We start from the raw sequence: 22,066 nt of genomic DNA on the forward strand, positions 1-22,066 counted from the left end.
CAACCGGCGGTGGCGACGCCTCTACCACTAGACCCCCTTGGGTGCCTTCTGACTCATGAAGCCGAACATGTACCCGGCCACCCTACGCATCTGGATCTCCTCGGCGCCCTCGGTGATCCGGTAACGCCGATGGTGGCGGTAGATGTGCTCGAACGGCATGTGGCGCGAATATCCCATCCCACCGTGCACCTGCATGGCACGGTCTGCGGCTTCACAACACAACCGGTTGGCTACGTAGTTGCACATCGACACCTGCTCGGAGACCGAGAAGGGGCCATAGGTGTCCATGGACCAGGCCGTCTTGTGGATCAGCGCGCGCAGCATCTCGCACTGCGTCTGCAGCTCGACGAGTGGGAATTGGATCGCCTGGTTGGATGCCAGCGGCTTTCCAAAGGGTTTGCGCTCCTTGGCGTATTCGACAGACCGGTCGATGCAGAACTGTGCCGCACCCAGGCTGGAGGCGGCCTGTCTGATCCGGTTCTCGTTGAAGAAGTGCTGCACGACACCCAGCCCGCGTCCCTCTCCGCCGAAGATCGCCGAGTCGGGCACCCGCACGTCGGTCAGGGATATATGAGCATGATCGGTCGGCATGTTGAAGGTCCACAGGTACTCCTCGACCCTGAATCCGGGCGCGTCCGCGGGCACCAGGAACGCGGTGATGCCGCGACCATCACCGGGACCACCGGAGGTACGGGCGAAGATCAGGTCGGCGTCGGCGATGTGCACACCGGTGTTCCAGGTCTTTTCTCCGTTGATGACCCAGCCGTCGCCGTCGCGCACGGCCCGCGTCTCCATATGGGTGGCATCGGAGCCGTGCTCCGGCTCGGTGATGCCGAACGCGAAGAACTTGGTTCCGTTGGCCAGTCCCTCCACCCACTCGGACTTCTGCTCTGCCGAACCGTATTCCAGCATGAGGAGCAGTCCCACGTTGTTGCCGACGATGGCGTGCTCGTTTTGCAGGTCGCAATGCAGCCCGAGGCCGCGACGCGCCAGGTGCTCACGGATGACCGCCATGCCCAGATTTGACCCGTCCCGCCCGCCGAACTCCCGGGGGAACGGGTACCGAAAGTGGCCCGCCGCATCGGCACGCCGACGCGCCTCCCCGAGTAACTCCTCCCACTGTCCGTTGGGCAGACCGCCACGTTCCCAGTCGGTTCGGGCGTCTTCTCGCCGGTGATCGAAGAATCTGATGTTGTCATCGGCTTGTTCGAGCGGAACGATCTCACGCTCGATGAAATCGTCGAGTTCGGCCAGATAGTCGACAAGCTCGGAGGGTAGTTCGAAATTCATCTGGTTCCTTCCGGTACCTACGGCTTCGTCAACATCAACAGGTCCCACTCGATCTCGGGAATCCGGCGCCCACTGGCCGCCATCACGATGTCGCGCACGCTCCCGTCCAGGTACGACTTGGCTTGTGCGGCAAGGCCCACGCCCCACCACAGGGTGCCCAGCACCTTCCACCACTGGAACCGATCGAGATCGAAGGTTCCACCGGCCTCTTCGTACGCGCGCACGAAGACCTCACGACCCGCGAACCCGCCGAACTCACGGTCGTCGAGACCGAACCGCCACATGCGCAGCGCAGTCCATCCGACGTCGCGCATGGGGTCGCCGAATCGGGTGGTTCCCTCCCAATCCAGTACAGCGCGCAACCCGTTCTCGCCGACGATGACGTTTCCGTTGCGAATATCGGTGTGCACAAGGCATCGCCGAGGCGGAGGCCCTGGCATGCGCTCGGTCAACCAGGACAGAGTGCGCTGAAACACCGGCCGATCCGGGAGCAGCGCCGCCACTCCCTCCCGCATCTGCTCCAACAGGACAACCGCGGGCTCTGCCTCAGGATCGCCCGGCAGGTCGGGAGGCGCCTTCGCCGGATCGATCCCGTGCAACCTGCCCATGGCCGCGCCGAGCTGGCTTGCCACCAGATCGTCGATGCCCTGGGACTGCACCAATCGAAGCACCTTGCGCGGCACCGTCTCCCCCGCAATTCGTTCGGAAATCATGAAGGGCGAGCCCAAATAAGTCGACTCGGCACAGACGCCGCGCACCCGCGGCACCGGAACACCGTTGCTGCGCGCCAGCTCACGCACTCCGGCCTCACTGCTCACCGGCACCTGTTGCACGACCGCCGGCACGATGGTCGCCACCAGCTCAAGCGTCTCACCGCCGGAGGTGGCATCCAGCAGCACATTCCTCCGGCGCGCACCCGCAGACACCCCGACCACACCCGACACCTCGAACTGCTTGCCGAATTCGTCGTACAGATAACGGGCGAAACCCTCGGCCAGGTCGGTCATCGCCCCTCCCAGGCGTCATATCCGGGTTTGACCACCGCGAGCTCAGCGCGCACCGAACGGACCAGTTCCTCCCAGGAGAGATCCTCGGCAGGTGGTGTGGCGCTCGCGGTCAGTTCTCGCTGCAGAATCCTCGCGATGTTGGCACCGACGCGCGCGCGATGCACCGAGGAGGAGGGCAGCTCCGATTGGAGGTCGTCGAGCAGTTCGGCGAGAGCACCCGCCAGTTCCGCTGCGGTCGGAGTGAAGGGCACCACCCGTTTGTACCTTCTATGGTGCGTCCCTCGGGGGAATAGCGAAGAAACACCGCGAGTTGCTCTAGTTCGTGGCAAGACCTCTATCGATACTGGATCTGGCGCGGGTAGGGCCCCACGAGACGGTGGCCGAGAGCTTCGCAGCCAGTGTCGAGATTGCCCGGCATGCCGAAGCGCTGGGATTTCACCGCGTCTGGTACGCCGAGCACCACAACATGCGGTCCATCGCCTCCTCGGCGACAAGCGTCCTGATCGGCCACGTTGCCACCCAGACGTCGACCATCCGGCTCGGCGCCGGCGGCATCATGCTGCCCAACCACTCCCCACTGCAGATCGCCGAGCAGTTCGGCACGCTGGAAACCCTGCACCCGGGCCGCATCGACCTCGGACTCGGCCGTGCACCCGGGACAGATCAGGTGACACTGCGCGCGCTGCGGCATGACCCGAGCGCTGCCGAGCACTTCCCGCAGGACGTTCTGGAACTCCAGGCATACTTGGGCGAGCAGAGCCGCGTTCCGGGCGTGACTGCGACTCCCGGGCACGGGACGCAGGTACCGCTCTACATCCTGGGGTCTTCGCTGTTCGGCGCGAAGCTGGCGGCGGTATTGGGCCTGCCCTATGGCTTCGCCTCGCATTTCGCGCCTCCGGCACTGCAGGACGCCGTGGCGCTGTATCGCCGGGAGTTCCAGCCGTCCGAACAACTCGACGCGCCGTATGTCATCGCGGGGGTCAACGTGATCGCCGCGGACGACGAGGCCACCGCACGGGATCAGCACCGGGCGGCACTGATCGAGCGCGCCAAACTGTTCCTCCATCGCAGCGGCGGCCCGCGCCTGACCGACGAGGAGGCACTCGCCGCGCTGGAGTCACCGGCCGGACGACAGATTCAGTCGATGACCAAGTACTTCGCCGTAGGGACCCCCGATGAAGTGCGTGCGTACCTGGATGATTTTGCGCAATTGGCCGATGCCGACGAGCTGATCGTGGTGCCCAATGCGCCCGACCGGAAGTTGCAGCTGCGGTCACTGGAGATCGTCGCCGAGGTCGGCGAACTAACGCCGCCCGACTGACTCCACTTGTCCGTCAACAACATCGACATCTTCACCTGCGGGCCACACCGCATCTGCTAACAGTTTCGGCCGAACAGTTCGGTGCGGTTCTTGTCGCCCCACCGCTCGAGCGGCTCCAAGGCCACGCTCAGTTCCTTGCCGAGCGCCGTCAACGAGTATTCGACCCGCGGGGGAATCTCCGGATAGAGCTCGCGATGCACGATGCCGCTGGTCTCCATCTGACGGAGATTCTCCGACAACACCTTCTCGCTCACCCCGTCAAGCTTGCGGCGGATCTCACCGAAACGCACCGGCCCCTCGACCAGCACCCACATCAGGTGCAACTTCCACTTGCCGCCGACGGCGTCGATGGCAAGAGACATGCCACACACATGATCTGAGTCACCACTGGCGGTCACGGCGGCCTCCTGACGATATTTCCAACCTCGCGGTAAGTGACCCACCACAAAGTGCGTTCTAGCGCGATCCTACCGATCCCGCCACCATTGGCTTCGACACAGCCAATGTGAAAGGGACACAATATGTCTGATGCGAAAAAGGTCACCGTGATCGGGCTGGGGCCCATGGGACAGTCCACCGTCAAGTCACTCGTGGAGGCGGGGTACGAGGTCACTGTATGGAATCGCAGCCCGGGTAAGGCCGATGCCATGGTGGAACTCGGCGCACGGAAGGCCTCCACCGTGGCCGACGCACTCAACGCGGGTGCCGTCACGCTGATCAGCCTTACCCACTATTCCGCGATGTACGACGTACTGGGACAAGCCGTCTCCGAACTCACCGGCAAGACGATCGTCAACCTGTCCTCCGACTCCCCAGAGAAGGCACGGGCGGGAGCCGCCTGGGTGACCGACCGCGGCGCAGCGTTTCTATCCGCCGGATACATGTCGCAGGGCGACGACATCTCCCATCCGCTCTCGTATCTCATCGTCAGTGGTCCGCAGGGCCTCGTCACCGAATACGATGGCCTGCTCAACACGTTGAGCCCCGTGCACTACGTGGGCCCCGACTACGGCTTCTCGCAGGTCTATTACCAAGCGGGCCTTACCCTGTTCCACCCACTCCTACTCTCCTTCCAGCAGGCGCTGGCCATGGTGCAGCGCGCCGGCGGAGATCCGGACCGGTACACCGGCTACGCCGTGAAATTCATGGACTCGATGAAGGACTTCATCGTGCAATTCGCGGCGGCCGCCAAGGCAACGGGCGGCTGGGAGGATGTCGCAGCGCTCAAGATGATGGACGCCGGCGCCCAGCACATCATCGATGCCAGCGAGGAGGTCGGTGTCGATGCCACGTTGTCTCATGCCGCCCAGTCGATGTGGCGTCGTGCTCTGGATGCCAGCGACGAGCGCGGCGAGGTGGTCACCACCTACCGATTGATGCGCGGCGACTGACCGGGAGCGGCGGTGAGGTACGCCCTCGACAACGCAAGGGCGGCCACCGTCACGACCACGAGGACGTACACCGGCAGCAGGTGCTCGAAATGCGTGTACCCGATGGCGAAATGGATCGCCAGGACCGGCGCCGTGCCGAACGCACATCCGGCCAGTAGGGACCACCACACCCAGCGCTCGCCACGGCGCCAGCCCCACAGGCTGATCAGAAGCACCGCCAACCCGGCACCCATCAGTGCACCGCCGAACCCCGCGCGGTCGTGCGCGATGAAAGACGGCAGGTGCTCATCGGCGGCATGCAGCGCCTCGAAGCTGGTGCCGAGGAAGTCCAGATCGGTGGGGACGAACACCGATGTCAGGCCCACCGTCGAAATCACCGCACCGGCAACGAAGAGTCCCCCGCCGACACCGATCATGAGCAGCTGCCCCCACAAAGCCCGCCGCCGCTGCGATTCCGGCCCCTCGACGATCGGCGGCCAATGTACAACGGACGGAGCGCGCCACACCGCCAGCAGCAGCATGGGGAACAGCACGACCATCACCAGCGTGTGCAGCGGTTCGAGGAACCCTGTGACCACGAAGTAGAAGTACGTCAGGAACGCGATCAGCCCGGACATCAGCAAGGCGTTGCGTGCCCACCGGTGCCCTTCCCTGATCCCGCCCGAGGCCAGCCCGAGGTACAGAGTACCTATACCAATCATGTTGCCCGCCATGGTTATACGGTCGTGCTGCAAAAACCCCACCAGATGGTGGTTGATCCCGTTCAGGTCGCCCACGGACAAGCCCAGGTAGTCGCGGTCGTACCACAACAGCACCGGCCCCAATGCGATGGCGGCCGCACCGACGCCCGCGACGATCAGGCCCAGGCCGACCAGCACGCCCCATACCCATGCGGGCCAACCGCGTGGGTCGAACCCGATATCCCGCAACGTCTTCGGTGGCTCGGTCGCGGTGCCGGCCTCGATCACCCGGTTGAACCAGCCCGGCCCGGCGGCGATCAGAACCTGCGGGGTGGCAAGCACCATCGCCGCCGGGTCGGACAGCGCGCGGACCGCCGTGTCGATTGAGGACTCGGTGAGCCTGACGACTGCGGTGTCGCCGGACAGTGACACCGCATCCACGTAGGGCGCCACCGCCTCGGCCACCTGAGGTGTGGAGGCGACCGCGGTGACCCGGCATCTGCGATCGGCACTCGCCCGACGCACCGCCTCCACATCGTCGGCGTCGACGGGACCGATCTCCACGACGCTCGCACCCTGTACCGGCAACACCGCCACGGCCTCGCGCGCGATCGAAGGCGGGACCGTCGCACCGAACCGGCCCTCCCATCGCGGCGGAATCGGCGGATGATCGAACACCCGTGGAATCCAGCGCCTGCCCCCGGCGCGCGTCACCAGCACCGCCAGCACCTTCATCGCCCACACCCGCGTCCTGCGCTCACCGAAAACCGACGACGCGATCGGGCTCAGCGGATGGTAGGTCCAGTCGGGCATTGGCGAATTCTCGCACCGCGACCAGCAACGCACCGCGGATCGGAAGCCTGCGCGCGGCTCGATGAGCCGACTGCCCACGAACGCGACTAGTCTCAAAGGGTGACCCTCCCGGCCGACCCCAGCCCCGAATTCGCCGCCTACGCCCACCCCGAACGCCTCGTTTCCGCCGACTGGCTCTCGGGGCACCTGGGCACCCCCGGTCTGTCCATCGTGGAGTCCGACGAGGACGTCCTTCTCTACGACATCGGGCACGTTCCCGGCGCGGTGAAGATCGACTGGCATGTCGACCTGAACGACGGCACGGTCCGGGACTACATCGACGGCGTCCAGTTCGCAGAGCTGATGAACCGCAAGGGAATTCGCCGCGAGGACACCGTGGTCATCTATGGCGACAAGTCCAACTGGTGGGCCGCATACGCCCTCTGGGTATTCACCCTGTTCGGCCACCCCGACGTCCGGCTCCTCGACGGCGGACGTGATCTGTGGATCTCCGAGGGACGCGACACCACGCTTGACGTCCCGTCCAAATACACCGAGGGCTATCCGGTGGTGGAACGCAACGACGCCCCGATCCGCGCATACGCCGAGGACGTGCTGGCACACCTCGGCCACGGCCCGCTGGTCGATGTGCGTTCCCCCGCGGAGTACACCGGCGAACGCACCCACATGCCCGACTACCCGGAAGAGGGCGCGCTACGCGGCGGGCACATCCCTACCGCCGTCTCGATCCCGTGGGCCAAGGCCGCCGCGGAAGACAGCCGGTTCCGCCGCCGCGGCGAGCTCGATGAGATCTACGGCGATGTCATCGCCTCCGACGGCGACATCGTCGCGTATTGCCGCATCGGCGAGCGTTCCAGCCACACCTGGTTTGTCCTCACCCACCTGCTGGGCGTCGAGGGCGTCCGCAATTACGACGGGTCCTGGACCGAGTGGGGTAACCGGGTCCGCACCCCGATCGTCAAGGGTGACAAGCCCGGTGCCGTGCCCGCCCCGCAAGCACAGTGACCCTCCCCGCCGCACTCGCCGAGATCGTCGCCGACTTCAAGGCCGTCGACGGGCAGGACAAGCTGCAGCTGCTGCTGGAGTTCTCTGGTGAATTACCGGACTTGCCACCGCATTTGGAGCAGGCCGCGATGGAGCCCGTGCCGGAGTGCCAGTCACCGCTGTTCCTGGACGTCGACGCCAGTGACCGCGACGAGGTACGGCTGTACTTCAGTGCGCCGGCGGAGGCACCGACAACGCGCGGCTTCGCCTCAATCCTGCATCAGGGGCTGGACGGTCAAACGGCCGACGCGATTCTCGCGGTGCCCGACGACTTCTATGCCGACCTCGGCCTGGCCGCGCTGATCAGCCCGCTGCGACTGCGGGGAATGTCGGCGATGCTGGCCCGAATCAAGCGCCGACTGTCCTAGACCTACTCGTCAGTAGGTAAAAACAGGGGCGGCACACCCCATCCCGGATGTGTGTTTGATGCCACGGATGCATAAACTCACTGCCGAGACTTTAAGAAATCGGTAAAGATAAGCACTAACGATCCAGGAGGCCCCGGTGCCCAATCACGCCAGCTCGAAGATCAGCAAGGTACTCGTCGCCAACCGCGGTGAGATTGCGGTTCGAGTGATCCGCGCGGCCAAGGACGCTGGCCTGGGTAGCGTCGCGATCTACGCCGAGCCCGATGCCGACGCTCCCCACGTGCACCTGGCCGACGAGGCCTTCGGCATCGGCGGCAACACCGCCGCCGAGTCCTACCTGGACTTCGGCAAGATCCTGCAGGCCGCCGAGAAGTCCGGCGCCAACGCCATCCACCCCGGTTACGGCTTCCTGTCGGAAAACGCCGACTTCGCCCAGGCCGTCCTCGACGCCGGGCTGATCTGGATCGGGCCCAGCCCGCAGTCCATCCGCGACCTCGGCGACAAGGTCACGGCCCGCCACATCGCCGCGCGCGCGCAGGCCCCGCTGGTGCCGGGCACCCCGGACCCCGTCAAGGACGCCGACGAGGTCGTGGCCTTCGCCAAGGAGCACGGACTGCCGATCGCCATCAAGGCAGCCTTCGGCGGCGGTGGTCGCGGCATGAAGGTGGCCCGCACCCTGGAAGAGGTTCCCGAGCTGTTCGAGTCGGCCACCCGTGAGGCCGTCGCCGCCTTCGGCCGCGGCGAGTGCTTCGTGGAGCGCTACCTGGACAAGCCGCGCCACGTCGAGGCCCAGGTCATCGCCGATCAGCACGGCAATGTCATTGTGGCCGGTACCCGCGACTGCTCGCTGCAGCGCCGCTTCCAGAAGCTGGTGGAAGAGGCCCCCGCGCCGTTCCTGACCGACGCTCAGCGCAAGGAAATCCACGAGTCCGCCAAGCGAATCTGCAAGGAGGCCGGTTACTACGGTGCCGGCACCGTCGAGTACCTGGTGGGACAGGACGGCCTGATCTCGTTCCTCGAGGTCAACACCCGGCTGCAGGTGGAACACCCGGTCACCGAGGAGACCGCGGGCGTCGACCTGGTACTGGAGCAGTTCAAGATCGCCAACGGCGAGGCGCTTCAGTTCACCGAGGACCCCGAGCCGCGCGGCCACTCGATCGAGTTCCGCATCAACGGCGAGGACGCCGGCCGCAACTTCCTGCCCGCCCCCGGCCCGGTCAAGGTGTACGACACCCCCACCGGCCCCGGCGTGCGCCTGGACTCCGGTGTGCAGGCCGGTTCGGTGATCGGCGGCCAGTTCGACTCGATGCTGGCCAAGCTGATCGTCACCGGTCGCGACCGCAACGAGGCGTTGGCACGTTCGCGCCGCGCGCTGGCCGAGTTCAATGTCGAGGGCCTGGCCACCGTCATCCCGTTCCACCGCGCGGTGGTCTCCGATCCCGCCTTCATCGGCGACGAGGACGGCTTCACCGTCCACACCCGCTGGATCGAGACCGAGTGGGACAACACCGTCGAGCCGTTCACCGCTGACGGTGAAGCAGCCGAAGAGGACGAGGCCCTGCCCCGCCAGAAGCTGGTCGTCGAGGTCGGCGGCCGTCGCCTCGAAGTATCGTTGCCCGGCGACATCTCGCTCGGTGGCGGAGGCGGAGGCGCCGCCAACGGTGTGGTGCGCAAGAAGCCCAAGGCCCGTAAGCGCGGCGGCCACGGCGGCGGTGCCGCCACCGGCGACTCGGTGACCGCGCCGATGCAGGGCACCGTCGTCAAGGTCGCCGTCGAGGAAGGCCAGGAGGTCGAGGCCGGCGAGCTGATCGTGGTGCTGGAGGCCATGAAGATGGAGAACCCCGTCACCGCGCACAAGGCCGGCACCATCACCGGGCTGAGCGTCGAGGCCGGCGCCGCCATCACCCAGGGCACGGTCATCGCCGAGATCAAGTAACACGTCGTCACGAAGAACGCCGAGTGTGAGCACCTGTGCCCACACTCGGCGTTTTTCGTTGAGTGCGTGCACCCTCGCGACAGGAGCAGCCATGGAACCCATCGAGATCAACGCCGGCGCGTGGTACCTGCGCGCCCTGCGCGCCGACGAACGCATGGACGACCGTCCGGCTTTGACGTCGCTTGGTGTCGACGACGCCGAGTACGTGACCGCCCGCACCACGGACTGGGAACGCGATCGCCGGTACAGCTGGGCCGTCTGCGAGCCCACCACCGCCGAGATGGTCGCCGAGGTGCTGCTCGACCCTGCCACCGGGACAATCGAGTCGCGGGCTCGCGCCGACTACCCCGGATCGGACGGCGCTGAACAGGAGGCGATCGCCGCGGTGCGGCGCTTCGCCGACGCGATGCTCGCGTGACGGAAAGAAGCCGCTTGACCTCGAGTGCACTTTAGGTACGACGATGGGCGCGTGAACACGTCAACCACCCCGTTGCGCCTCGCCGTGATCTGCGCCAGCACTCGTGACGGTCGGTTCGGCCCCACGGTGGCGAATTGGATCGCAGAGAAGGCCCGGCATCATCCGTCGTTCCACGCCGGTTACATCGACCTCGCGGATTACCCTCTGCCTCTTCACCTTTCCAGAAGGACTCAAGCCGAGGACACCGCCCAGCTCGCCAAGGTGACCGCACGGTTGCGCATTGCCGACGCGTTCCTCGTGGTCACGCCGGAGTACAACCACAGCTTCCCCGCCCCGCTGAAGAACCTGATCGACTGGCATCACAGCGAGTGGCAGGCCAAACCCGTCGGATTCACCTCGTATGGCGGGATGTCCGGTGGATTGCGCGCCATCGAGCAGCTGCGGCTCGTGTTCGCCGAACTCCACGCCGTAACCACCCGGGACGTGGTGAGCTTCCACGGCGTGTGGAGTCAGTTCGACGATGCGGGCCAGCTCATCGACAGCCGCGACGCAGAGACCGCGGCCAAAACCATGCTCGACGAACTGGCATGGTGGGCCGCGGCGCTACGGACCGCGCGGGAAGAATCCCCTTACGCCTGGTGAGACAACACCCTCGACACCGCGGCCACCGCGGCATCGATTTCCTCTGCGCTGACGATCAGCGGCGGACGGAACCGGACACTGTTCTTGCCGCTGGGCAGCAGGATGACCCGCTCCTGGTCCCACAGGCGCTGCACCAGACGATCGCGTTCCTGCGCGGTCGGCAGGCTGAACGCACACATCAATCCGCGGCCTCGGACATCACCGATCTCGTCATGGCGCAACGCGAGGGTCTGCAGACGGTCGAGCAGGTACTCACCCATCCGCGTCGCGTTCTCGAAAAGTCGCTGTGACTCAATAACTTCCAAGATTCGGCGCGAGCGCACCATGTCGACCAGATTTCCACCCCAGGTCGAGTTGATCCGCGAGCTGACGGCGAAGACATTGTCGGCCACCTCGTCGACACGTCCACCCGCCATGACCCCGCATACCTGTGTCTTCTTCCCGAAGGCCACGATGTCGGGAGTCACACCCAGCTGCTGGAATGCCCAGGCCGTTCCGGTGAGCCCACACCCGGTCTGCACCTCGTCGAAGACGAACAGCGCGTCGTTCTCGTGACACAGCGCGCGCATCGCATGGAAGAACTGAGGACGGAAGTGATGATCCCCGCCCTCCCCCTGGATCGGCTCGGCAATGAAACATGCTATGTCGTGCGGATTTTCGGCAAAAACCTGACGCGCCTGTGCCAGCGCCGCGGCCTCCAGCTCCCCGATATCGGCACCCGGGCGCAGGTAGGGAGCATCGATCCGCGGCCAGTCGAACTTGGGGAAGCGTGCCACCTTGTTGGGGTCGGTGTTGGTCAGCGACATCGTGTAACCACTGCGACCATGGAAGGCCTCTCGCAGGTGTAACACCTTGGTACCCAACGCCTGATCGATTCCGTGCGCCTCGTTCCAGCGGCTCTTCCAGTCGAAGGCCACCTTCAGCGCGTTCTCCACGGCCAGCGCGCCACCGTCCACGAAGAACAGATGCGGAAGCGCCGGGTCACCGAGCACGCGCGCGAATGTCCGGACGAACCGGGCCATCTCGACGGTGTAGATATCGGAATTGCTCGGTTTGTTGATGGCGGCTCTGGTCAGCTCGGCACGGAACTCGCCGTCTTGGGCGAGCATCGGGTGATTCATACCCAGCGCCGACGAGGCGAAGAACGTGAACATGTCGAGATAAGTGGTCCCGTCCCGGGCATCGACCAGATGCGCCCCACGGGAGCGCTCCAGGTCGAGCACGAGGTCCATCCCGTCGGCCAAAATGCTGCGTTGCAGCACCTCATGCACCCGATCCGGCGTCACCGGGTCCGGGCACGTCGCCTCGTCATCGGTCGTGGAGCCAGCCTGGAACCCCGGAAAGATTAGTGCGGTCATACGGCCACACTAACGCAGTATTTACGACTTCTCTACATCAAGACAAGAATATTTACGGAACGAGCTGGCGACCGTCGTAAAAAGTTTGTAAGATGATGGTGCTTCGCGTGCGAACGTTGGCTGTGGTGCGGATCAGCTGCAGCAGCTCTTCGAGCGCACGCGGCGAGGGCACCCGCACCAGGAGGATGTAGCTCTCCTCGCCTGCCACCGAGTAGCACGACTCGATGGCATCGATGTGCTCGAGCCGCGCCGGAGCATCGTCGGGTTGAGAAGGATCGAGAGGGGTGATGGCCACGAACGCCGACAACAGCTGGCCTACCGACTCTGGATTGACCCTCGCCGCGTATCCGGCGAGAACTCCGCGAGATTCCAGCCGCCGCACGCGGGTCTGCACCGCCGAGATCGACAAACCGGCCTTGGCAGCCAAATGGGCGAGAGTCGCCCGGCCATCGCGAGCCAACTCGCGCACCAGAATTCGATCGACATCATCGAGCGGGCGCTCCGGCGACCTTTCGGAATCCACAGTCACGGGGGCAGAGTACCGCGACCAGGCACGACAGGGAACGGACTTGCGCAGGCCGATCACGTCAACTCCCGGACGAATCCGATGACCGCCCTCATCCAGTGCTGGGAACTCCGAGCGCGTTTCGCAGCAGCACTCTCACGCATGTATGGGACGGAGGTTCCCGCATACAACACCTTGGTCGATGTCAGTACCGAGGTGAACCAGACTTACGCCACAACACATCCGGATGCCGAACGGCTCGGATCAGTCCAGCGGGTGACCGCCGAACGCCACGGCGCGATCCGGGTGGGCGGACCGCGAGAACTCGCCGCCGTCGCCGACCTGTTCGAGGCATTCGGGATGTATCCCGTCGATTTCTACGATCTTCGTGATGCGGCGTCCCCCGTGCCCGTGGTGTCCACCGCGTTCCGCCCTATCGACGAGGAAGAGCTGGCGCTCAACCCATTCCGAGTATTCACGTCGATGTTGGCGACCGGCGATCGCCGGTTCTTCGACGCAGGCTTGCGCACGCGTGTGGAGAACTTCGTGGCGCAGCGAGAGCTTTTCGACCCGGCCCTGCTGGCGCACGCGCGACTGATCAGCGCCGCAGGCGGCTCCACCCCGGCACAGGCCGATCACTTCATCAACGAGGCGGTCAACGCCTTCGCGCTGTCCACCACGCCCATCGACCGTGCTTGGTATGACGAACTTTCCGCGGTTTCGCCCGTCGCCGCCGATATCGCCGGTGTGGCCCGCACACACATCAACCACCTCACCCCACGCGTACTCGACATCGACGACCTCTACCGGCGGATGACGGCACGCGGCATCACCATGATCGATGCGATCCAGGGCCCGCCCCGGTGGCATGGTCCCGATGTTCTTCTGCGGCAGACCTCATTCCGGGCGTTGGCCGAGCCACGCCGCTTCCGGACGAGTGATGGTTCTGTGCTCAGTGACACGCTGCGGGTCCGATTCGGTGAGGTCGAAGCGCGAGGCATAGCGCTCACCCCCGCGGGCCGTACCCGCTACGACAACGCGATGGCCGCCATCGACGGCGCCCAGGCAGATCCACAGCAGGCAGCGTCCATTTGGGCTGACCACTTTCCCGATACCGAAGCCGGACTGGCCGAGCAGGATCTGGCCTACTTCCGTACCGAGCTCGGTCCGCGCGGCGAGATCGTGACCAGGCCCGTCGTATACGAGGACTTCCTGCCCCGTTCTGCCGCCGGGATCTTCCGGTCCAACCTCGACGACGACGGTTCGTACGGCGACGGCGCCGACGATTGCGCCGCCGACTATTCGAAGGAATGGATGTCCGGCGCCATCGGCCGGGACATACATGATCCGTATTCGCTCTATGCCGCCATCGCCGCACAATCTGACCTCACGATAGGAGCCGATCGATGACCACCACCCTGCCCACCTCCTCTCCCGGTGTTCTGCCCTCGGCCGACGAGTTGCGCACACGAGCGCAGAACGCACTGCGCTGGATCGGCGCGGATGTGGAGCTCGACGCGGTGCCTGCGACCGGAGGTGAAGGCGTCACGGTCCGCACGCCGATTACCGGCGACGCCCTCTTCACGCTCCGAGCGAGCTCGAAGGAGGAGGTTGACAAAGCAATCACTGAAGCCGCCCAAGCATTTTCGCAATGGCGTACCACCCCGGCACCTGTGCGTGGAGCGCTGGTGGCCCGTCTCGGAGAGCTGCTGACGGAGCACAAGAAGGATCTGGCCGAACTGGTGACCATCGAGGCCGGAAAGATCGTCTCCGAGGCCCTCGGCGAGGTGCAGGAGATGATCGACATCTGTCAGTTCGCGGTCGGCTTGTCCCGGCAGTTGTACGGCAAGACCATGGCCTCCGAGCGTGCGGGGCATCGCCTCATGGAGTCCTGGCATCCCCTCGGCGTGGTCGGAGTCATCTCGGCATTCAACTTCCCGGTTGCCGTGTGGTCGTGGAACACCGCGATCGCCCTTGTCTGCGGCGACACCGTGGTGTGGAAGCCCTCCGAGCTCACGCCGCTGACTGCCGTTGCCTGCCAGGCACTTCTGGATCGCGCGGCCGCCGACGTGGGGGCGCCGCCGGAGGTCAGCCGATTGATCCAGGGTGGCCGCGAGGTTGGCGAACAACTCGTCGACGATCCGCGTATCGCGCTGGTGAGTGCGACCGGATCGGTACGGATGGGCCAGCAGGTGGGCCCGCGGGTGGCCGCCCGGTTCGGCCGGTCGCTGCTTGAATTGGGCGGCAACAACGCGGTGATCGTGACCCCCTCCGCCGACGTGGATCTGGCGGTACGGGGCATCGTGTTCTCTGCCGCGGGTACCGCGGGCCAGCGCTGTACCACCCTGCGGCGGTTGATCGTTCACCACACCATCGCCGACACGCTGGTCGAACGAATCGTCAATGCCTATGGCCAGCTGCCGGTGGGCGATCCCTTCGACGGACGCACGTTGGTGGGCCCGCTGATCAACGAGAAATCGTTCCGCGACATGCAGGACGCACTGGAAGCCGGCCGCGCGCAAGGCGGGACCGTCATCGGCGGCGAACGCCGCGAACTGGGTGACGGATCTTTCTATGTGACCCCGGCCGTGGTGCGGATGCCCACGCAAGGCGATGTGGTGCACCGCGAAACCTTCGCTCCCATCCTGTACGTGCTCGACTACGACGCCCTCGATGAGGCGATCGCACTGAACAACGCGGTTCCCCAGGGCCTTTCCTCGGCCATCTTCACGCTGGACATGCGCGAGGCCGAGCGCTTCCTGGCCGCCGACGGGTCCGATTGCGGAATCGCGAACGTGAACATCGGTACCTCGGGAGCCGAGATCGGTGGAGCGTTCGGTGGCGAGAAGGAAACAGGCGGTGGTCGCGAGTCGGGCTCCGACTCGTGGAAGGCCTACATGCGACGCGCCACCAACACCGTCAACTACTCGACGGAACTGCCCTTGGCCCAAGGTGTTCACTTCGGCTGATCGACGGGCTGATCGATCGGGCTAACCGATCTCGCCAAGTGATTCCGGGCCGGCTAGTAAAATTGGCAGGATGACCGACGACTCCGATGCAGTTCGCCCGAACGGCTCGTCGCCTCGTCGTCGGCTCACGCCCGAAGATCGGCGAGCCGAGCTCTTGGAGTTCGGGACTCAGTTGTTCGGCGAACGTCACTATGACGACGTGCGCATGGATGAGGTAGCTGAGCAGGCCGGCGTCTCGCGGGCGCTGCTGTACCGCTACTTCCCCGACAAGCGCTCCTTCTACACCGCGGTTATGCAGGCCGAGTACGACAGGCTCTACGACGCCACGATCTCGCTTGATATGGACCAGACGCTCTCGGGCTTCGAGCGGCTTCGGCGCACCCTCCTGGTATACCTGCACTACCAGGAGGACCACCCGTTCGCACCGGTGACGGTCTTCCGGATGATCGATTCGGCCGACCCCACTGTCATGGCGATCGAGCAGCAGGAATACGACAAACAGACCGACCGCATCATGGCCGTCGTCGATCATGTCGCGGGCGACGAGATGACTCCGGCCCTGGTGACTGATCTGAAGGTGGTCATCCGCGCCTGGCTGGCTTTCAACCAGGAATTGGCCCGGCAGCGCGCACTCAATCCCGACCTGGACGTCGATTGGCTCGCCGACACCTCCGCGCACGCCATGATCGACGCGGTACGCCGCGTATCGAACATCCCGCAAGCGGTGGTCGATCTCATGGGCGCCGACTAAATCCCCGATGTCGGTCCTTGTTGGCACGATGGCCCGATGAGCAGCGAGCCCGGTCCACTCGCCCGGTTCTCGGCACCCACGCGGGAATGGTTCACCGAATCGTTCCCGGCACCCACACAGGCCCAGTCCGGCGCGTGGCAGTCCATCGCCAACGGCGACAACACACTTGTCGTCGCGCCCACAGGCTCAGGTAAGACCCTCGCGGCATTTCTGTGGGCCATCGACACCCTGGTCGGCGCCGAGCCCGAGCTGAATGTCGCCGGCCGTGCAGCTTCGGCCCGGCACGGAACCCAGATCCTGTATGTCTCGCCTCTCAAGGCCCTCGCGGTCGACGTCGAGCGGAACCTACGCGCTCCCCTGGCCGGGATCGCCCGGACCACGACGCGGATGGGCCTACCCGAACCTTCCATCACGATCGGCGTGCGCTCGGGCGATACCCCCGCGCAGCGGCGCCGCGCGTTGATCTCGTCTCCACCGGACATTCTCATCACCACCCCCGAATCACTGTTCCTGATGCTGACCTCTGCCGCGCGCGAAACCCTGGACACGGTGCGGACGGTCATCGTCGATGAAGTGCACGCGGTGGCCGGTACCAAACGCGGTGCACATCTGGCGCTGTCACTGGAGCGGCTGGATGAGCGGCTTTCCCGGCCCGCACAGCGAATCGGTCTGTCGGCGACGGTCAAGCCCGCAGCCGAGGTGGCCCGATTTCTGGGCGGCCGCGCCCCTGCCACGGTCGTCGCCCCGGCCAGCCCCAAGACTTTCGACCTGTCGGTGGTGGTGCCTGTCTCGGACATGAGTGCCCCCGACACCTATCCAGACCCCGAGGCGACGAACGCCGGTACCAACACCATCTGGCCCCATGTCGAACAACGCATCGTCGACCTCATCGAGACACATCGATCCAGCATCGTCTTCGCCAACTCCCGCCGCCTCGCCGAGCGGCTCACCGCACGGTTCAACGAAATTCACGCCGAACGCCTGGGTGTGGACCTCACCCCCACATCCAATCCGGGGGTACCCGGCGGACCACCGGCACACATCATGGGCAGCGGACAGACCTACGGTGCGGAACCGCTCCTCGCCCGGGCACATCACGGCTCGGTCAGCAAGGAGCAACGCGCCGACATCGAGGACGATCTGAAGACCGGACGTCTCAAATGCGTGGTGGCCACCAGCAGCCTGGAGCTCGGAATCGATATGGGGGCTGTGGATCTGGTGGTCCAGGTGGAGGCACCGCCGTCGGTGGCCAGCGGATTGCAACGCATCGGCCGCGCCGGGCACCAGGTCGGCGAGGTGTCCCGGGGTGTGCTGTTTCCCAAACATCGCACCGATCTGTTGGGCTGCGCCGTCACGGTGCGGCGCATGCTTCGAGGAGACATCGAGACCCTCCGGGTACCCGCCAATCCGCTGGACATCCTCGCCCAGCACACGGTGGCCGCCTGCGCGCTGGACCCTCTGGACGTCGAGAAATGGTTCGACGTGGTCAGGCGCAGCGCTCCCTTCACGTCCCTGCCGCGCAGTGCATTTGACGCGGTGCTCGACTTGCTCAGCGGCAAGTACCCTTCCACCGATTTCGCGGAGCTGCGTCCGCGCGTCGTATACGACAGAGACGAGGGAACGCTCACGGGACGCCCCGGAGCACAACGGCTGGCCGTGACGTCCGGGGGCGCGATTCCGGACCGCGGCCTGTTCACGGTCTACATGTACGCCGGGGCCGAGGGAGAGAAGCCTTCCCGGGTGGGCGAACTCGACGAGGAGATGGTCTACGAGTCGCGGCCCGGCGACGTGATCTCGTTGGGCGCCACCAGTTGGCGTATCACCGAGATCACCCACGAACGGGTGGTCGTGGTCCCCGCCTTCGGCCAACCGGGTCGGCTGCCCTTCTGGCGCGGCGATTCAGTGGGTCGACCAGCAGAACTCGGCATGGCATTGGGACACCTGACCGGAGAACTGGCGGCCGCACGAGAAGCCGAGTTCGAGAAGCTCTGCACCGCTACGGGGTTCGACGAATACGCCATGGGGAACCTGCGTGCGCTGCTCACCGACCAGCTGCAGTCGACGGGCGCCGTGCCTACCGACACCACGCTGATTGTCGAGAGATTCCGCGACGAGCTCGGTGACTGGCGCATCGTGCTGCATTCACCCTATGGGCTGCGGGTCAACGGCCCGCTGGCGCTCGCCGTCGCCGACCGGCTTCAGCAGCGCTACGGTGTCAGCGAGTCCCCCACCGCCACCGACGACGGCATCGTGGTGCGGCTCCCCGATACCGACGACAGCCCACCCGGAGCAGGTCTTTTCGTCTTCGATGCCGCAGAGATCGAGACAATCGTGACGCGGGAGGTCGGCGGCTCCGCGTTGTTCGCGGCGCGGTTCCGCGAATGCGCGGCGCGGGCCCTGCTCTTACCGCGCCGAACCCCCGGCCGACGCTCGCCGCTGTGGCAGCAGCGCCAGCGTGCCGCACAACTGCTGGATGTCGCACGTAAGCACTCCGACTTCCCGATAGTCCTGGAGGCACTACGCGAATGCCTGCAGGACGTCTACGACATCGGAACCCTGGTGCGGTTGATGTCCGGCATCGAGCAGCGCCAGATCCGGATCGTGGAGGTGCAGACCGATGCACCCTCCCCGTTCGCGGCCGCCCAATTGTTCAGCTATATCGGCGGTTTCATGTACGACGAGGACCGCCCGCTGGCGGAGCGGCGCGCCGCCGCCCTCTCGCTGGACACCGGACTGCTCGCCGAGCTCATGGGCCGGGTGGAACTGCGAGAACTACTCGACCCGGCGGTCATCGAGGCGACCGAACGACAACTGCAGCATCTGGCCGACGAGCGCAGGGCGCGCGACTCGGAAGGCCTCGCCGATCTGTTCCGGCTCCTCGGCCCGCTTACCGCCGAAGAAATCACCGCGCGCTGCAGCGGCGTCGGCACCGTCTGGCTCAACGAGCTTGTCGCCGCGCGCAGAGTGGTCCAGACCCACTACGGGCAACGCACCTGGTGGGCCGCCGTCGAGGACGTGGCACGACTACGTGACGCACTCGGGGTCCCGGTACCGCCGGGTGTGCCCGCGGCCTTCACCGACATGACGGCCGATCCGCTCGGGGAGCTGCTGGGCCGATACGCCAGAACGCACGGCCCGTTCACCACCGGCCAGGCCGCCGAACGCTTCGGCATCGGCGTCCGCGTTGCCGCCGACACGCTCTCCGCGATGGCTGCGCGCGGCCAGCTGATACGCGGTGAGTTCACCTCTGATGCAACAGATTCCGAACAGTGGTGCGACGCCGAGGTCCTCCGCATTCTGCGCAGACGATCCCTGGCGGCACTGCGCGCGCAGGTGGAGCCCGTCAGCACATCCGCCTTCGCGCGATTCCTGCCCGACTGGCAGTACCTCGATTCGAGCCTGCGCGGGGTCGACGGTGTCGCCACGGTCATCGACCAACTCGCCGGCGTCCCGATACCCGCGTCCGCATGGGAGCCGCTGATCCTGGCCCGGCGCGTTCGCGACTACTCACCGCAGATGCTCGACGAACTGCTGGCCTCCGGGGAGACGGTGTGGTCGGGACACGGCTCGATCACCGCACAGGATGGCTGGATCGCCTTGCACCCGAGTGGGGTTGCACCGGCCACGCTCGCAGCCGCCGATCCCGTCGTGCTCGATGAGGCGCATCGCGCGATCCTGGACGGTCTTGCCGCTGGCGGAGGGTACTTCTTCCGCCAGTTCGGGGAGGGCGCCACCATGGCAGCGCTCTGGGACCTGGTGTGGGCCGGGCTGGTGACGGGCGACACCTTCGCTCCGGTCCGGGCGCTGCTGGGTACCAGCATCAAATCGCGCACCGCGCACCGGAACCGGCGAGCACCCAGATTGCGTGCCTACACCCCGATCCCCACCGCAGCGCCCGTGGACCCCGCGGTCGCCGGCCGCTGGTCGATGCTGCCCGAAAGGCTCGCAGACGGTACCGAGCGCTCGCACATGCAGGCCGAGCTGCTGCTCGGCAGGTACGGCGTGGTGACCAAGGGCAGCGTCGTCGCCGAGGGAGTCGCGGGCGGCTTCGCCTGGCTGTACAAGGTGCTCTCGACGTTCGAGGACAACGGACGCTGCCGCCGCGGCTATTTCGTCGAATCGCTGGGCGGCGCCCAGTTCGCCTCACCCACGACCGTCGACAGGCTGCGTGAGTACCTCGACACCGTCGACGACGGACGCAAGCCGTATCGGGCGACGGTGTTGGCGGCGACAGATCCAGCCAACCCCTACGGGGCGGCGTTGGTGTGGCCGAAGACGGTCTCTGACTCCGGCCACCGGCCTGGGAGGAAGGCAGGGGCCCTCGCTGTGCTTGTCGACGGCGATCTGACGCTCTACATCGAGCGGGGCGGCAAGTCGCTGCTGAGCTTCGTGACCGATCCCACGGTGCTGCATGCCGCCGCGTTGGGCACGATGGAGCTGGTACGCGACGGCGCGCTCGACGGTCTGGTGATCGAGCGGGTCGACGGCAGATCGGTCTTCGACATCGGGGAATCCGCCGTGATCGCGGCCCTGCTGGAGGCCGGTTTCGCGCGCACACCGAAAGGACTGAGGGTACGCAAGTGAAGGTGATCCGGTTCGACCACATCGTGATCAACTGCTCCGATGTGGAGACCATGGCCGCCTGGTACGAACGTGTGCTCGGCATGGCGCGAGAAACCTTCGGGCCCGCGGGCCGCACCGCCCTGACGTTCGGCAGGCAAAAGATCAATCTGCGGCCCATCACGGCGACTCAGGACGAATGGTTCACCGGCGTCGCCGTCGCACCGGGCTCCGATGATCTGTGTTTCGTCACCGATGCTTCTCCGACCGAGGTTCGCGAGCACCTCGCGGCCTGCGGGGTGGACATCGAGCAGGGGGCGGTGACCAAGTTCGGCGCGCTGGGCGAGATGACCTCGCATTACTGCCGTGACCCCGACGGGAACCTCATCGAGATCGCGGTATACCCGTGAGCAACAACCACTATCACTACCTCGCCTTCGGCCCCGAGGCGATCGCGCGGCAACGGGCCAACGGCAGCTACGTTGCCTACGGCACACACCTGGAGCGCCCGGACGACGGCCCCGATGATCTGGGAGCGCGGGAGTTACGAATGATCGCCGACGCGACACAGTTCTGCCTGAGCACCGTGACCCCGGCCGGATGGCCGTACCTGCAATACCGCAGCGGCCCTGCGGGATTCGTTGGCCACCTCGGCGGCAACACCCTTCGATTCGTCGATCTGCCCGGCAACAACCAATTCGTGACTCTGGGAAACCTCGCGGCCGACGATCGGTTGGCGATGTTCTTCGTCGACTATCCGCGCAAGCAGCGTCTCAAGGTGTTTGGCCGCGGCAGGGTGCATGAGGGTGAACGCCGGGAGATCGAAGTGGCGGTGGAGGCGTTCGACTGGAACTGCTCGCGCAGCATCATTCCCCGCTACGACCAGCAGTACCTCACCGAGCTCGGCAGGGCCTATCAGGAAAAGGCCGCCGCCAGGGAAGCCGAGCTGACCGCCGAAATCGAGCGGCTACGCGCGCGGGTCACCGAGCTCGAACAGCGGCCCAGCTGACAGT

20 protein-coding genes are annotated in these 22,066 nt (G+C 65.8%); 13 read left to right on the top strand and 7 right to left on the bottom strand.

Translation table 11 applies throughout. From position 1 onward, the window contains the following. Positions 1 to 27 precede the first annotated feature (27 nt). From MYCSP_RS16990 to MYCSP_RS17000, 3 genes are read right to left on the bottom strand one after another with little or no spacing between them, the layout of a single operon-like run. Positions 28 to 1,290 (bottom strand): acyl-CoA dehydrogenase family protein, encoded by a 1,263-nt coding sequence (locus MYCSP_RS16990; RefSeq protein ID WP_083013656.1) that lies wholly within the window; start codon positions 1,288 to 1,290, stop codon positions 28 to 30. A 17-nt stretch (positions 1,291 to 1,307) separates the two neighbouring features. Beyond that, complete coding sequence (locus tag MYCSP_RS16995; RefSeq protein ID WP_070909528.1) at positions 1,308 to 2,297, bottom strand: phosphotransferase family protein; 990 nt, start codon at positions 2,295 to 2,297, stop codon at positions 1,308 to 1,310. After that, positions 2,294 to 2,548, bottom strand: coding sequence for a hypothetical protein (locus MYCSP_RS17000; RefSeq protein WP_070910046.1), 255 nt, complete (start codon positions 2,546 to 2,548; stop codon positions 2,294 to 2,296). Before MYCSP_RS17000 ends, MYCSP_RS16995 begins: the two co-directional genes overlap by 4 nt. Positions 2,549 to 2,619: 71 nt before the next feature. Here MYCSP_RS17000 and MYCSP_RS17005 point away from each other — a divergent pair, with 71 nt between their 5' ends. Further along, positions 2,620 to 3,618, top strand: coding sequence for an LLM class flavin-dependent oxidoreductase (locus MYCSP_RS17005; RefSeq protein WP_070909527.1), 999 nt, complete (start codon positions 2,620 to 2,622; stop codon positions 3,616 to 3,618). A gap of 56 nt (positions 3,619 to 3,674) precedes the next feature. Here the strand turns inward: MYCSP_RS17005 and MYCSP_RS17010 are convergent, their stop codons facing one another. Next, positions 3,675 to 4,016, bottom strand: coding sequence for a winged helix-turn-helix transcriptional regulator (locus MYCSP_RS17010; protein ID WP_070909526.1), 342 nt, complete (start codon positions 4,014 to 4,016; stop codon positions 3,675 to 3,677). Between the two features lie 123 nt (positions 4,017 to 4,139). Between MYCSP_RS17010 and MYCSP_RS17015 the strand changes: the two genes are divergently transcribed. Beyond that, positions 4,140 to 5,009, top strand: coding sequence for an NAD(P)-dependent oxidoreductase (locus MYCSP_RS17015; protein ID WP_070909525.1), 870 nt, complete (start codon positions 4,140 to 4,142; stop codon positions 5,007 to 5,009). Here the strand turns inward: MYCSP_RS17015 and MYCSP_RS17020 are convergent. Continuing rightward, a complete protein-coding gene (locus tag MYCSP_RS17020) occupies positions 4,985 to 6,502 on the bottom strand; it encodes a hypothetical protein (RefSeq protein ID WP_088414463.1) in 1,518 nt (505 codons plus the stop codon). The genes MYCSP_RS17015 and MYCSP_RS17020 overlap by 25 nt on opposite strands. A gap of 99 nt (positions 6,503 to 6,601) precedes the next feature. Between MYCSP_RS17020 and MYCSP_RS17025 the strand changes: the two genes are divergently transcribed. The 5 genes from MYCSP_RS17025 (at position 6,602) to MYCSP_RS17045 (ending at position 10,910) form a co-directional block, all read left to right on the top strand. Continuing rightward, on the top strand, positions 6,602 to 7,507 hold the full coding sequence (locus MYCSP_RS17025) for a sulfurtransferase (RefSeq protein WP_070909523.1): 906 nt from the start codon (positions 6,602 to 6,604) through the stop codon (positions 7,505 to 7,507). Further along, positions 7,504 to 7,914: a SufE family protein gene (locus MYCSP_RS17030; RefSeq protein ID WP_070909522.1), complete on the top strand. Its 411-nt coding sequence runs from the start codon at positions 7,504 to 7,506 to the stop codon at positions 7,912 to 7,914. Before MYCSP_RS17025 ends, MYCSP_RS17030 begins: the two co-directional genes overlap by 4 nt. A gap of 136 nt (positions 7,915 to 8,050) precedes the next feature. Then, complete coding sequence (locus MYCSP_RS17035) at positions 8,051 to 9,850, top strand: acetyl/propionyl/methylcrotonyl-CoA carboxylase subunit alpha (RefSeq protein WP_070909521.1); 1,800 nt, start codon at positions 8,051 to 8,053, stop codon at positions 9,848 to 9,850. Positions 9,851 to 9,941: 91 nt separating this feature from the next. Then, positions 9,942 to 10,268 (top strand): hypothetical protein, encoded by a 327-nt coding sequence (locus MYCSP_RS17040; protein ID WP_088414465.1) that lies wholly within the window; start codon positions 9,942 to 9,944, stop codon positions 10,266 to 10,268. Between the two features lie 51 nt (positions 10,269 to 10,319). Continuing rightward, positions 10,320 to 10,910, top strand: a complete 591-nt coding sequence (locus MYCSP_RS17045) for an NADPH-dependent FMN reductase (RefSeq protein ID WP_083016235.1) — start codon at positions 10,320 to 10,322, stop codon at positions 10,908 to 10,910. Here MYCSP_RS17045 and lat read toward each other — a convergent pair. Then, entirely contained in the window at positions 10,898 to 12,196 is a 1,299-nt protein-coding gene (gene lat / locus MYCSP_RS17050; protein WP_209435443.1) for an L-lysine 6-transaminase, read from the bottom strand. The two genes, MYCSP_RS17045 and lat, sit on opposite strands and share 13 nt — an antisense overlap. 124 nt (positions 12,197 to 12,320) lie before the next feature. Then, a complete protein-coding gene (locus tag MYCSP_RS17055; protein ID WP_070910044.1) occupies positions 12,321 to 12,797 on the bottom strand; it encodes an Lrp/AsnC family transcriptional regulator in 477 nt (158 codons plus the stop codon). 78 nt (positions 12,798 to 12,875) lie between these two features. Here MYCSP_RS17055 and hglS point away from each other — a divergent pair, with 78 nt between their 5' ends. The 6 genes from hglS to MYCSP_RS17085 all read left to right on the top strand — a co-directional run bounded on the left by hglS (position 12,876) and on the right by MYCSP_RS17085 (position 22,062). Further along, complete coding sequence (gene hglS, locus MYCSP_RS17060) at positions 12,876 to 14,183, top strand: 2-oxoadipate dioxygenase/decarboxylase (RefSeq protein ID WP_088414467.1); 1,308 nt, start codon at positions 12,876 to 12,878, stop codon at positions 14,181 to 14,183. Continuing rightward, on the top strand, positions 14,180 to 15,742 hold the full coding sequence (amaB, locus tag MYCSP_RS17065) for an L-piperidine-6-carboxylate dehydrogenase (RefSeq protein ID WP_088414469.1): 1,563 nt from the start codon (positions 14,180 to 14,182) through the stop codon (positions 15,740 to 15,742). Before hglS ends, amaB begins: the two co-directional genes overlap by 4 nt. Before the next feature lie 70 nt (positions 15,743 to 15,812). Then, positions 15,813 to 16,493, top strand: coding sequence for a TetR/AcrR family transcriptional regulator (locus MYCSP_RS17070; RefSeq protein WP_070909516.1), 681 nt, complete (start codon positions 15,813 to 15,815; stop codon positions 16,491 to 16,493). 36 nt (positions 16,494 to 16,529) lie between these two features. Beyond that, the gene (locus MYCSP_RS17075; protein ID WP_088414471.1) at positions 16,530 to 21,077 is read left to right on the top strand and encodes an ATP-dependent helicase; all 4,548 of its coding nucleotides are present in this window, start codon (positions 16,530 to 16,532) and stop codon (positions 21,075 to 21,077) included. Then, positions 21,074 to 21,463 (top strand): VOC family protein, encoded by a 390-nt coding sequence (locus MYCSP_RS17080; RefSeq protein ID WP_268873092.1) that lies wholly within the window; start codon positions 21,074 to 21,076, stop codon positions 21,461 to 21,463. The genes MYCSP_RS17075 and MYCSP_RS17080 overlap by 4 nt, the downstream gene beginning before the upstream one ends. Further along, positions 21,460 to 22,062 carry a pyridoxamine 5'-phosphate oxidase family protein gene (locus MYCSP_RS17085; protein WP_088414473.1) on the top strand — a complete coding sequence of 201 codons (603 nt, stop codon included), beginning with the start codon at positions 21,460 to 21,462 and terminating at the stop codon, positions 22,060 to 22,062. Before MYCSP_RS17080 ends, MYCSP_RS17085 begins: the two co-directional genes overlap by 4 nt. Positions 22,063 to 22,066: the final 4 nt, after the last annotated feature.

This window comes from Mycobacteroides saopaulense (assembly GCF_001456355.1).
Taxonomy (GTDB): domain Bacteria; phylum Actinomycetota; class Actinomycetes; order Mycobacteriales; family Mycobacteriaceae; genus Mycobacterium; species Mycobacterium saopaulense.